The 12,930-nt window shown below is 41.7% G+C and carries 11 protein-coding genes and 2 pseudogenes; 6 read left to right on the top strand and 7 right to left on the bottom strand.

The annotated features are described in order from the left end of the window. From M5V91_RS16030 to M5V91_RS16020, 3 genes and pseudogenes are all read right to left on the bottom strand, one after another. Window positions 1–1,015: pseudogene (locus tag M5V91_RS16030) on the bottom strand (ABC transporter ATP-binding protein). Between the two features lie 20 nt (window positions 1,016–1,035). Continuing rightward, window positions 1,036–1,956 carry a nickel ABC transporter permease gene (nikB, locus tag M5V91_RS16025; protein WP_009335793.1) on the bottom strand — a complete coding sequence of 307 codons (921 nt, stop codon included), beginning with the start codon at window positions 1,954–1,956 and terminating at the stop codon, window positions 1,036–1,038. A 22-nt stretch (window positions 1,957–1,978) separates the two neighbouring features. Continuing rightward, on the bottom strand, window positions 1,979–2,884 hold the full coding sequence (locus tag M5V91_RS16020) for an ABC transporter permease (protein ID WP_071155927.1): 906 nt from the start codon (window positions 2,882–2,884) through the stop codon (window positions 1,979–1,981). Window positions 2,885–3,162: 278 nt separating this feature from the next. On the opposite strand from M5V91_RS16020, the gene M5V91_RS16015 reads away from it, so the two are divergent. From M5V91_RS16015 to M5V91_RS15990, 6 genes are all read left to right on the top strand, one after another. Continuing rightward, window positions 3,163–4,740 (top strand): glutathione ABC transporter substrate-binding protein, encoded by a 1,578-nt coding sequence (locus M5V91_RS16015; protein WP_009335795.1) that lies wholly within the window; start codon window positions 3,163–3,165, stop codon window positions 4,738–4,740. An 80-nt stretch (window positions 4,741–4,820) separates the two neighbouring features. Then, window positions 4,821–6,059 carry an amidohydrolase family protein gene (locus M5V91_RS16010; RefSeq protein WP_251156843.1) on the top strand — a complete coding sequence of 413 codons (1,239 nt, stop codon included), beginning with the start codon at window positions 4,821–4,823 and terminating at the stop codon, window positions 6,057–6,059. A 27-nt stretch (window positions 6,060–6,086) separates the two neighbouring features. Next, entirely contained in the window at window positions 6,087–7,310 is a 1,224-nt protein-coding gene (locus M5V91_RS16005) for an amidohydrolase (RefSeq protein ID WP_251173946.1), read from the top strand. 42 nt (window positions 7,311–7,352) lie between these two features. Then, complete coding sequence (locus M5V91_RS16000; RefSeq protein WP_009335798.1) at window positions 7,353–7,961, top strand: ankyrin repeat domain-containing protein; 609 nt, start codon at window positions 7,353–7,355, stop codon at window positions 7,959–7,961. A 256-nt stretch (window positions 7,962–8,217) separates the two neighbouring features. Continuing rightward, window positions 8,218–8,499: a GNAT family N-acetyltransferase gene (locus M5V91_RS15995; RefSeq protein WP_019383480.1), complete on the top strand. Its 282-nt coding sequence runs from the start codon at window positions 8,218–8,220 to the stop codon at window positions 8,497–8,499. 16 nt (window positions 8,500–8,515) lie between these two features. Further along, entirely contained in the window at window positions 8,516–9,298 is a 783-nt protein-coding gene (locus M5V91_RS15990) for an alpha/beta fold hydrolase (protein ID WP_217025727.1), read from the top strand. A 150-nt stretch (window positions 9,299–9,448) separates the two neighbouring features. Here the strand turns inward: M5V91_RS15990 and M5V91_RS15985 are convergent, their stop codons facing one another. From M5V91_RS15985 to M5V91_RS15970, 4 genes and pseudogenes are all read right to left on the bottom strand, one after another. Next, complete coding sequence (locus M5V91_RS15985) at window positions 9,449–9,952, bottom strand: hypothetical protein (RefSeq protein WP_071155935.1); 504 nt, start codon at window positions 9,950–9,952, stop codon at window positions 9,449–9,451. Further along, a complete protein-coding gene (locus M5V91_RS15980; RefSeq protein WP_009335804.1) occupies window positions 9,949–10,326 on the bottom strand; it encodes a hypothetical protein in 378 nt (125 codons plus the stop codon). The genes M5V91_RS15985 and M5V91_RS15980 overlap by 4 nt, the downstream gene beginning before the upstream one ends. Window positions 10,327–10,550: 224 nt before the next feature. Next, window positions 10,551–12,157: pseudogene (locus tag M5V91_RS15975) on the bottom strand (FMN-binding glutamate synthase family protein). Window positions 12,158–12,172: 15 nt separating this feature from the next. Continuing rightward, complete coding sequence (locus tag M5V91_RS15970; protein WP_217025726.1) at window positions 12,173–12,802, bottom strand: NAD(P)H-binding protein; 630 nt, start codon at window positions 12,800–12,802, stop codon at window positions 12,173–12,175. Window positions 12,803–12,930: the final 128 nt, after the last annotated feature.

The raw sequence follows: 12,930 nt of genomic DNA, 5'->3' as shown, positions 1-12,930 counted from the left end.
TTAGACAACCCCTTCTTTATCTCTTTTGCCAGTCCACTTGTCGGTGTATTTCCAGCATCTTACTTTAATATCTTCAGAATAGGAAACAAGATCAGGCTGGTGTGCAGCACATATATCTTCCGCATAAGGGCATCTAGAGGCGAACCGGCATCCGCCAGGCATATTGTAAGGGCTGGGGACACTGCCATCTATCGTAATTAGTTCTTCCTGATCTTCATGGATTTTGGGCAATGAGTTCAATAGCCCTTGCGTATAAGGGTGCTTTGGATCAGCAAATATTTGCTCTGTAGAAGCATGCTCGACTATATTTCCGGCATACATTACCGCTACCTTATCACAAGTTTCTGCCACAACTCCCAAATCGTGGGTAATCATGATAACACCCATTCCTATTTTTGTTTGCAGCTCTTTTATCAGCTCCAGTATTTGCGCTTGAATCGTAACATCCAAGGCAGTGGTTGGCTCATCTGCTATTAATACCTCAGGTGTACATGCAAGAGCCATAGCAATCATGACACGCTGGCGCATCCCTCCGCTCAATTGGAACGGTTCTTGTTTCGCTCGTTTTTCAGGAGAGGGATTCCAACCATCTTCAGCATATCAACTGACTTATCCCATGCAGCTTTTTTCCCATCTTTTGGTGCAGCCTCAAAGCTTCTGCAATTTGTTCCCCAACCGGGATTACAGGATTCAAGGAAGTCATTGGCTCCTGAAAAATCATAGATATTTCATTCCCGCGAATTTTTCTCATTTCATCCTCTGGCATTGTAACTAAATCTCTTCCTTTAAAAAGAACGGAACCCCCGGCAATTTTTCCCGGTGGAGAAGGAATGAGGCGGAGAATAGAGAGGGAAGTCATACTTTTCCCGCATCCGGATTCCCCTACAATTCCCAGCGTTTCCCCTTTATGCAGTGTAAAATCGATGCCATCAACCGCTTTGCTGACTCCCCGCTTTGTTGTAAAGTGGGTTTTTAATCCTTTTACTTCAAGTATTGGCCTGTTACTTTCTTTCATATCCAGTCACCACCCTTAACTTAATTTAGCTCAATGCGTTTATTGAAGAACCGATAGAAGACATCTACGAATAAATTCACAACTACGAAAATAAGTGAGGCAAATAATACTCCTCCCTGGACCATTGGAAGATCACGCATTCGAATTGCATCGACAATCATTCTTCCCAGTCCATTAATAGCAAAGATCGATTCCACCAATACGGTGCCTCCAAGGAGTGCGCCAAACTGCAGGCCCACAACCGTAATCACTGGAATCAGGGCATTTCTCAGTGCATGTTTATAAATAATGATTCGTTCGCGAAGCCCTTTTGCACGTGCTGTCCGAATATAATCCTGGCGAATAACTTCCAGCATGCTCGATCTGGTCATCCTTGCGACAATTGCTGCTCCTCCTGCTCCAAGGGTAATAGCCGGCAAGATGACATGGAGCAGACTGTCCCATCCTGCAACCGGCAAAATTTGAAGCTTAACAGAGAAGAAATACATAAGCATGAGGCCAAACCAGAAGCTTGGAAGTGAAATTCCTAAGAGTGCAACAAGCATGACGCTGACATCGGTCAAAGAATAAGGTTTAACAGCTGAAATAATTCCTGCTGCCATTCCCAGCACGATTGTAATAATGATGCTAAAGAAGGCGAGTTCAATGGTAATTGGCAGTCTTACTAATATTTCATCAAGAACAGGCTGGCTGTTTTTTAAGGAGACACCTAAATCCCCCTTAAACACACTCGTTAAATATTCGAAGTATTGGATATATAAAGGCTGATTTAATCCAAGCTGGTCTCGAATAGCTTCAATCGTTTCTTTTGAGGCGCCTTCACCAGCAAGAAGTACTGCAGGATCCCCTGGAACGAGCTGCATAATAAAGAAGACAACAAAAGTAACTCCAATAATGACCGGGATTGTTTGTAAAATCCGGCGTAATATAAACATCAGCATAGATATAACCTCCTCAAAGCTTTTATTTTTTCATCCTAGGGTCAAACGCATCACGCAAACCATCACCAAAAATATTAAATCCAAGAACTAGAATAGAGATGGCAAGACCTGGAAATAGGGCGATATAAGGTGCGGAGAATAAGAAATCCCTCCCGCTGCTGAGCATGGTTCCCCATTCAGGTGAAGGCGGCTGTGCACCCAGGCCGAGGAATGATAATCCAGCTGCTGACAGAATGGCGGTAGCCAATCGCAGAGTCCCTTGAACAATAATGGGTGAAAGAATATTCGGGAAAATATGCCTGGATATAATGACAAAATCAGAGGCGCCAAGCGATCGGATTGCATCAATATACTCAAGGCGCTTTACTTCTAAAGTAGATCCCCGGACGATTCTAGCAAATAAAGGTACAGAAAAAGCTCCTACTGCTATGGTCACATTAATCAGACTTGGACCCAGTGCTGCAATAATTGCTAGAGCAAGGAGAATCCCTGGGAATGCAAGCATAACATCCATCATCCTCATGATAATGGTGTCAACCCATTTGCCATAATACCCAGCTACAAGACCAAAAATGATTCCGAAAAATGCTCCGAATAACACAGCAGCAAATCCGACCCCCATTGAAAGCCTTGAACCATATAGAATCCGGCTTAAAATATCTCTTCCTTTATCATCTGTTCCCATCCAGTGGTCTGCAGATGGAGGAGTCAGCTTATTTTCCAAATCAATTTCGTATGGGCTATATGGAGCCAGCAGCGGTGCAAATGCCGCCATTAACAGATAAACAAAAATAATAATAGCCCCAGCAAGTGCTGCTTTATTTTGCATCAATATAGAAAGAAAATCTTTTATTCTAGATTCCTTTGAGCCGCTAATCAATGTCTTTACAGCTATATCTGGCTGCTCCGTTTTTACTTGAACTGTCATCTTATTTCCCCCTAAAAGATTTTTTTACTAGCAGTAAATTGAAAATCAGTCTTCCTCCTTTCAAAAGAAGAATGGATTGCAAACGTTTAGTTAAAATTATCAAAATTACCTGTAAAGTAAATATTTTTTAAAATAGTTGTCAAAATATTTAAAAATCAAGTAAATATTCTGTAAATATCTAAGTGCATCATCTTCTATAATGCAGATATGCATTTACGGAGGGACGGTGAACATTGAGTTTATTACCGGAATTATTTACTAAAAAAGGGGAGAGAAAAATGGAGAAAGATAGAAAGCACTTTCGAAAGGGATTGCTAATGATTTTCCTAAGCTTAATGATGCTGCTGTCAACAGCATGTTCTACACAAACAAAAACAGAGCAGGAAGCTGGCAATGAATCCGAAGGTAAAAAGGATGGGGGTACATTGACAGTTGTCCGTTTATCAGATGCAACAAAATTAGATCCTCACTTTATTACAGACATTCCTTCAGCAAATATTATTTATCAAAAAGTATATGAAACTTTAGTGGAACCAGATAAAGATATGAACATTCAGCCGCTGCTGGCAACAGAGTGGAATGTCATTGATGATACGACCTGGGAGTTTAAACTAAAGGAAGGGGTATCCTTTCATGACGGTACACCGTTTAACTCTGAAGCTGTGAAGGCCACCTTTGATCGTTTGCTGGATCCAAACACTGGATCGCCTCAGCGTGAGAAATTCGCGATGATTAATGAAGTAAAAGTAATTGATGAATACACAGTACAATTATTGCTTGATTACCCGTATGCTCCGCTGCTTTCTATTCTTGCAAGCAGTGAAGGAAGCATCATGAGTCCAAAGGCGCTGGCCGAAAACCAGGAGACGCTTGCAGAGAAACCTGTTGGTACAGGCCCGTTTGTTTTTGAAAATTGGAAGACTGGACAGGAAATTTCCTTGAAGAAAAATGAAAATTATTGGGGAAAAAGTCCAAGTATTGATGAAGTTGTTTTTAAGGTTGTACCTGAAGACGCGACTCGGCTGGCTATGATTGAAACAGGGGAAGCACACATTAATGATCAGGTGCCTGTTACAGAAATTGAGCGAATTGAGGCTTCTGAATCGATGGGACTTCTCCGGGCTGAGGGGCTTGCAGTTGAATATATTGGATTTAACACGAAGAAAAAACCATTGGATGATGTTAAAGTCCGCAAAGCAATCAGCCATGCAGTTGAGAGAGAAGCGATCATTAAAGGGGTTTATAACAATGTGGGCACACTTGCTAATGCCGCGATGAGTCCAAAGGTGTTTGGCCACAGTGAAAAAGTTAAGCCTTATGATTATGATCTAAATGAAGCAAAGAAATTGTTAAAAGAAGCCGGATATGAAAACGGACTTAAGCTTAAATTACTGACAAGTGATAGAAAAGAACGCATCAATATGGCTGAAGTTATTCAATCGCAATTAAAGGGAATTGGCGTTGAGGTAGATATTCAAGTAATGGAATATGGAGCATATATCGATACAATTGATAAATCTGAGCATGATCTATTTATCGGAGGATGGGGAAATGCCACTGGAGATGGTGATTATAATCAGTACAACCTTTTCCATACTGCTTCACAGGGACCTCCTGGAAACCATTTTTATTACAGCAACCCAGAGGTAGACAAAATTATCGAAGAAGCACGAAGAGAGACTGACGAAGCAAAGCGGAAGGATCTTTATGAAAGAGTAATGCAAATGGAATTAGAGGATGCGGTCTATATTCCAATCCGAAACTATGAACATATGGCTGCGCACAGTAAAAATGTAAGCGGCTTTTGGCTGAATGCTGCCAATTATTTAATGATTGATGATGCAGTAATTAAGTAAGTAAATTAAAAAGGGAAACGGAAAAGTACTTTTGAAGCAAAAGTGCTTTTCCTTCATTTTCAATTTTAGGAGGAATCAGAATGACAGCTCTATGGATTACAAATGTTCGGCTAGAAAAAGGATTCATTTACGAAAATGAACAAATTACAGGGACAAGCACAGAAATTTGCCACTTGAAAATCGAAGCTGGAAAAATTGCAGAAATTTCACTGCTTGCCCCAGATTCTAATGAAAACCAACTTGATGCAAAACAGAAGCTTCTGCTTCCTTCTTTAAGAGATATGCACATTCATATTGACAAAACCTATTACGGCGGGCCATGGAAAGCCTGTACACCAATCACAAATGGCATTTTCACTAGATTAGAAGAGGAAAAGGAACTTCTGCCAAAGCTTCTCCCAACCGCACAAGAACGTGCTGAAAAAATGATAGAGCTATATTTGGAAAATGGCCATACCCACATTCGCACACATTGTAATGTTGACCCTGTAATTGGCCTGAAAAACTTGGAAGCTACTGTCAATGCACTAAAAAAATATGAAGATGTCCTTACATATGACATTGTTGCGTTTCCGCAGCATGGACTGCTGAGGAGCGGCTCTGTTCAGTTAATTCGTGATGCTATGAAAAATGGTGCCACCCTGGTTGGCGGTGTGGATCCAGCTACCGTGGACAGAAACATTGAAAAGTCCCTGCATACCATTTTTGAAATTGCAGCAGAGCATAATAAGGGAGTCGATATCCATCTTCATGATCCTAACTCATTGGGAGCTTTTACATTTGAGAGAATGGCAGATTATACAAAAGAAGCAGGCATGGCAGGAAGAGCAACAATTAGCCATGGAATTGCTTTAGCCGACCTGTCCGGAGAAGCATTGGCTGAGATGGCGGCAATATTAAAAGAGCAGGAAATTGACGTGACCACTACCATTCCAATTAATCGTACAACTATTCCAGTTCCTGCCCTTGATCGTTATGGTATTCCCGTTTCAGTAGGCCATGACAGCATCACCGATCACTGGTCCCCGTTCGGAACAGGAAACACCATACAGAAACTGGGGACCCTTGCGGAAAGGTTCCGAATGATTGATGAATATTCTTTATCATCAGTCTTGAAGTTTGCAACTGGCGGTATTACTCCCCTGAATAAAGCTGGTGAAAGGGTTTGGCCAAAAGTCGGCGACGATGCAACGATGATGCTTGTTGATGCGACATGTTCAGCAGAGGCAATTGCAAGAAGAGCACCGGTTGAGTCATTATTTTTCAAAGGCAATAAGGTTGAAAGCAAACGAACTGAACTAAACATAATAAATTCATAGCTTAAGAGCAAAAAGGAGGGTTAAGTAATGCCTAAGTCCCATTGGTTAACAAACATTAAGCTTGAAACTGGATACCTCAAGGATGAAAAGGGAGTTTATACTACAAAAACTGAACTATTTCATTTGAAAATTGAAGATGGAAAAGTAATAGAAAAACAGAGCAGCGGATATGAAATTTCGAAAAATGAAAATACAGTGGATGGAAGAGGGTTTTTGGCACTGCCATCTTTTAAAGAGATGCACAACCATCTTGATAAGACCTATCTTTCTCTTGATTGGAAGGCTTGCAGGCCGGTCAAAAATTTAGAGGAACGTTTAAGGTATGAAGCAATGGAGCTTGAGGAATTGGCGCCTACAGCCAGGCAGCGGGCAAGCAAAATGATTGAGCTTCTCCTTTCTAAGGGATCAACTCACATTCGTACCCATGTAAATATTGATCCTTATATTGGCTTGAAGAACCTGGAGGGCGTAAGAGAAGCTTTAGAAGACTATTCCGACAAACTGACATTCGAAATTGTAGCTTTCCCTCAACACGGTCTTTTAAGGGAACATGTAATTCCTCTCATGAAAGAAGCGATGAGATCTGGAGCCAGCATTGTAGGCGGTCTTGATCCTGCAGGAATTGACCGTAATATTGAAAAGTCACTTTATGAAGTCATGAATCTGAGTACAGAATTTGATGCAGATATAGATATCCATTTACATGATGGAGGACATGTAGGGCTATATACAATTGATAAATTTGCTGAAATGATAGAAGAAGCAAAGTGGCACAATCGTGCTGCTGTAAGCCATGCATTTTGTTTAGGGGAAGTACCAGTCCCGCAAGCAGAAGAAATGGCGGAAAGATTGAATGAGCTTGGAATGTCGATCATGTCCACTATTCCTATAACAAAATCTCTTCCACCAATTGAACTCTTGGACAGAAAAGGTGTAAATATTTATCTGGGATGCGATGGTTTCTATGATTCATGGGGACCTTTCGGGACTGGAGATCTGCTGGAAAAAGTAACGAGATATGGTGAGCTTTACCGTAAGAGCGATGAAATTTCTCTGGCACAATCATTAAAATGGGCCACTGGGGGTCCTGTCCCATTAAACAAGGATGGAGAGATGAGTTGGCCGCTTGAGGGAGAAGAAGCAAACTTGGTACTTGTCGATGCTTCGTGTTCGGCAGAAGCAGTTGCGAGAACACCTAAAAGAGAAGCGGTAATTTTTAGAGGGAAAGTTGTAGCAGGACAGCTGACATAAAAACGTTTCCTGATATAAATACCATATTTTATGGAGGATCATATGTTAAAAATTGATGATAGCCTTGTGCTATTCGACGCAGCAGAAAATGGTGACCTTGACTGTTTGAAAGCCTGTCTAGAGAGCGGCATTAATATTAATCTTCAGGATAAGAAAAAACGAACGGCCATTTTGATTGCTTCGATAAATAAGCATTATGATATGGTTCATTTTCTGGCGGAGTCAGGGGCAGATATTAATCTTCAAGATCAAACCAGCTTAAACCCATTTTTATATGGATGCATTCATGGAGATTTGAAGTTAGTTAAAATGATGATTAGCGCTGGGGCAGATATTAATCTCTTAACGAGATTTGGCGGAGTGGGTATTACTCCAGCCTGCGAAAAGGGACATATAGAGGTGGTTCGTGAGCTTTTAACATCTACAGATATAAACGTAAACCATACCAATTATTGCGGATGGACACCTTTGATTGAAGCCATTGTTTTGAATGATGGAGGAGAAACCCAGCAGGCCATCATAAGGATATTGCTTGAACACGGGGCCGATACAAGCCTTACAGACCAATATGGTGTGAAGCCGATTGAGCTCGCCAGAAGAAAAGGATACAAAGAAATAGAGGATATCTTATTTACCGCTGGTATAGAGTAATTGCATAGTAAGGTATTTTAGGCAAAGAACTCCCTTTCTGTTTTAATAGCAGAAAGGGAGTTCTTTTGGTTCATAAAAGTGTGCTGAAAGTTGATTCCCTAAGCAGCAATAGCAGCAATGTAAAAGCATAGTAAGAAAACTAAAGTTTAAAAGTTTTATTTAGCAGGGAAGATATAGGAAAGGACATTCAGATAATTTTGAAGACAGTATGTTAACATCAAGTATAAGGAAATATTTAAATAAAGGAGGAAATGCGATGAATAAAGATATACAAAAAGAAGAAAACCGTTTTTTTATGAATGATGATGAAGGGAATATGATTGCTGAAATCACCTATATTCCAAGCGGCGATTCCGTCATAACCATAGACCATACATATGTAAGTGAATCTCTGCGCGGTCAGGGAGTTGCCGGAAAACTGCTGGAAAGTGTCGTTCAGGAGGCGCGCATCAAAGGGTATAAGATTGTTCCTGCCTGCTCATATGCTAAAGCTGTTTTTGACCGAAAGAGCGAATATCAGGATTTACTCGCGAAATAAAGGAGGTTTTTTCTGAATGGATGCAAAAATAAAAAATGTAAATGGAACAGCCATCTCATATTATGATGAAGGCACAGGTGAGCCGCTGGTATTGCTGCATGGTTTTTGCGGCAGCAAAGATTATTGGGCAAGGATGATTCCAATTTTGGCGGAGGATTTTCGCGTCATTGCGGTGGACCTTCCAGGACATGGGGGGTCAAGTTTGCCGGCCGGTGAACTGTCAATTGAAAAGATGGCTGAAGTGATCAAAGGGGCTATAGATGAGCTGGGGTTTGATAAAGTATCTCTTTTCGGACACTCATTGGGCGGCTACGTAACCCTTGCATTTGCTGAATCTTATGAAGACATGCTGAAATCTTTTTCTCTTGTCCATTCAACAGCCAGCCCCGATTCAGAAGAAGGAAAGAAAGGAAGGGATATCGCTGCCGGCAAAATTGATAAAGAGGGAATTGAGTCCTTTATTGATGGGCTTGTGCCCAAGCTCTTTGCGCCCGGTGAGAAACATCCCAAGGAAATTCAAATGGCCAAAGAGATTGGCTATCGTACAAGCTCTGAAGGTGCAAAGGCTGCTCTGAAAGCGATGAAACTTCGTGCGGACCGCAGCCATGTCTTGAAAAGTACAAAGCTCCCGGTATTACTTGTTGCTGGAGACAAAGACCAGATTATCCCTCCAGAAAAGTCATTTGCAGTTGAAGGGCCTAACATCAAACAATTGACCATTAAAGCTGCCGGGCATATGAGCATGTACGAAGCACCGGAAGAACTGGCTCAGATTCTTCGCAGGTTTTTGAAAGAGTAAGCAGACTCTTTTTTTGAGCGCACATAATTATTTCTATCCGCACACAAATTTGTGTTATCCGCACATAAAGGTTCCTATGACAGCAAATTAGTCATTTTTACTATTGAAATATAGAAAAAAAGCTCCTTTTCACCCGAAAAGGAGCTTTTCTTACTTAAATATAACTGAAATGATCTCGTCTGTAGTCATTCCGCTTTCTATTTCAAATGTGCCGGGACGCAATTCGTTCTCAAGTCCCCGTTTTTCTACATCTTTATAGAATTGAATTCCGCTTTCAATAATATGGGCTTTTTCAAGTGCGTTCCCAACGTCAATGCTGGTCATTCCCATAGATACGGTTAAAATAGTCCGGTAAACAACTTTTTCGCCAGTTTTGTCCTCAGTTTTCTCTTCTGCTTTTTCATCTTTCTTCTCGCTGGACTTTGCTGCAGCAGCGAGCTGTTTGCTCCATTCAGCTTCAGTGTTGATGACGTAGCCTTTAGATGCGAGCAATTCAATCATTTCTTTATCTGACAGCTTTTCTGCTTCCTCTGTCTTATCAGAAGGCTTTTCTGTACTTTTTGCTTCAGAAGGTCCAAAAAGGTAGACGCTTCCTGTCAAGATGGCCGCCGCTAAAAGGCCTGCTGCAAAACTGCGCAAGGTATTTGGTGTCATTGGGCAACCATGCTCCTTTCACCTTTGTTCGCTGAATAAGGCAGAAGCATCAGGTCGACCTCTTTAGGTGTAAGCTGTTTTTTTAATGCAATGCTTTCATTCGAATATCCGCGTTTATGCAAATCCAGTACCTCGCGAAGCAAAAGTCTTTCTTCTGATGGCCCGCTCATTGCCCCGGATTGCTTTGCTGTAATCTCAGCATCCAATTCAATATTTCTGATTTGCTGCTGCAGTTCATGAATTTCATTTTTTAATGTAAAAGTAACCTGATCGATTTGCTGCTCAATATTTGATTTGGATTGCGCCGTTTTTAAAAACGATAAAATGAGCAGCACAACTGCTGAACCAAATAATATGGCGATTACCCATCCCATCCTAAAATCCTCCCTTATGTAAACACATTTTTTCTAGTAATCTATTTTTTTACCAAACTAAATTATACCTTTATTGCCTGCGGATTTCGAATGATAACCTCAAAATAACACGATAGTCCCGTTTTTATGTAAGAAAAAGGAGCGCGCGGTGAATCTTATTGCTTATTAACTAAAGAAATAAGAGGGCAAAAAACCCGGTCCAGACGGGACCAGGCATCAGTTTGTCAGCTTTCTTTCTGCAGCTGGGCACGTTTGGCTGCATGCAGTATATCTTCAATAGGGGAGACTCTGCCGAATTTATCTTTATGGACAATATGTTTTCTTTCAAATTGGGTGGGATTATCGATTCCAGCAGCTGCCGCAAGATTAAATAATCCTTCTCTTAGAGAGATGACATAGTTGCAGACCCGGTAATGCTTTTCATCAACAATCAATCCATCCTGCAGCTTCTTGTCAGTTGTCGCAACCCCTGCAGGACAGTGATTTGTATGGCAGACTTGGGCCATGATGCAGCCGACGCTGATCATAAAGCCCCTCGCAATATTGACAAGATCCGCTCCCATCGCAAGAGCAATGGCAATTTTATCAGGAGTGATTAATTTACCGGAAGCGATAATTTTTACACGGTCTCTGACTCCGTACTCCCTCAGCATTTCATCCACAACTGTCAGGGCTGATTGGATGGGGAGCCCCACACTATCTGCAAGCTCCTGATAAGTAGCCCCTGTTCCGCCTTCACCGCCATCAACTGTAATAAAATCAGGGCCTTTGCCGCTCTCCTTCATATAGGAAATCATGCTCTCCAGGGCATCAAGATCTCCTACCACTATTTTCATTCCGACAGGCTTTCCGCCTACACTCCGGAGCTCCTCAATAAAATGGAACATGGAAGGGGCATCCTCAAATTCATAGAAACGGTTTGGACTGTTAATCGTTTTGCCAACCTCTACAAGCCGGATTCTGGCAATTTCTTCGGTTACTTTTTCACCTTCAACATGTCCGCCGCGGGTTTTTGCACCCTGTGCAAGCTTTAGTTCAAAGGCTTTTACCTCAGGTATTTCACTTTTCTTTTTAAATTCTTCCCAGGAGAATTCCCCGTTAGCCTTTCGGACGCCGAACATATCAGGGCCAATTTGCATTATTATGTCCGGGCTGCCGGCAAGATGATACTGAGACAGACCGCCTTCACCAGTATTCATCCAGGTGCCGCCGGCAAGGCCAAGACCTTTTGAAAGTGCAGTGATCGCTTTTTCGCCAAGAGAACCGTAGCTCATGGCCGATTGTCCTACAAGTCCCTTGACTCTGAATGGCTGCCGGCAGGTTTTTTCGCCCAGCACAACCGCATCTTCATCCCGCAGATAGTAAGGATCGGCCAATTTTTCTTCGCTGTGTTCCTTTCTTGAAAAAGATTGTCTCCATCGACTTTATAAACACGTGTTTTAACTTTCTGTGTATTATCCACCTTCATCTCATCAACGAGTTTAGGGAACAGGGTATTGCGTATATAGAACCCTTCTTCATCAAAATCTCTTATAGAGCCGAATCCTATTAGTCTTTCTTTATATTTGCCGGCTTTGACCACATCCTGGTATTCCTTTCTGGAAAAAGGCTTGCCTTCCGTATCATTATTGAATAGGTATTGTCTTAGCTCAGGTCCCACTTTTTCTGTGATGTATCGCACCTTCCCAATTACCGGAAAGTTTCTGAGTATGGAGTGCTGTTTTTGCCTGTCATCTTTTACATACCAATAAATAAATAGAATGACTGGTACAAAAATAACCAATGCAATGAATATAAATAATGCAATGACAAGGTAATCTGTTAAACTCATTTTATCCTCCTTCTATTAAAACTGGCTTAGGGCTTCTCGTATAGGGGTGTCCCCAGAGGCTGCCTCAATGGTTGAATGAAAGATAGCTTCTTTATCAATAGACTCTACTAGAACTTCGGCTGCGTCCTCACGCGAAATCTCAGCATCCCGGTCATGGATTTTCTCTGACAGGGTAATTTTTCCGCTGCCGGGATTGTCAGTTAATTGACCAATCCGGATAACCGTGTAGACCAAATTGGCTGCTTTAAGCATATCTTCTGGAAGATCCTTCGCAGCAATCTTGCGGGAAGGGTCCGTTTCCCTTTCCTCCGCTTTGACTGCACTCATCATCACAAATCGTCTGATACCGGATTCTTGTGCCAATTGGATGATATCTGAAATAGATTGGTGATCGACCATGACTGTTTTGCTCGTATGTTTTTTAGGATTGACGCCTGTTAAATAAATCACTGCATCTGATGCCTGAAGAAAGGGGATCAGCTTTTGCTCGTCATAAACAATTGCATGGGATGCACCCAGTTTTACAAGGTCTTCAATTTGGTTTTCATTTGCAGCAACGGCAAGAGCTTCAAGCTTCTTCTCCGCGAGCTTTCTGATTACATGTTCGCCCACATCTCCATTGGCACCGATTACAATAACTTTCATGCTAACGCCTCCTTTTCTACCCTTTTTCCACATAGGGTTTATTTAAAACCAAAATTAGGCAAACAAAAAAGCGGCCACTAGGACCGCGTACGTATAGGATGATTCCGTTTTCGCTATAATATTACATG

It is taken from the genome of Cytobacillus pseudoceanisediminis (assembly GCF_023516215.1).
Lineage (GTDB): Bacteria > Bacillota > Bacilli > Bacillales > Cytobacillaceae > Cytobacillus > Cytobacillus pseudoceanisediminis.
The sequence above is the reverse complement of the archived record's forward strand: the minus strand, read 5'-3'. Positions and strand labels throughout refer to the sequence as shown.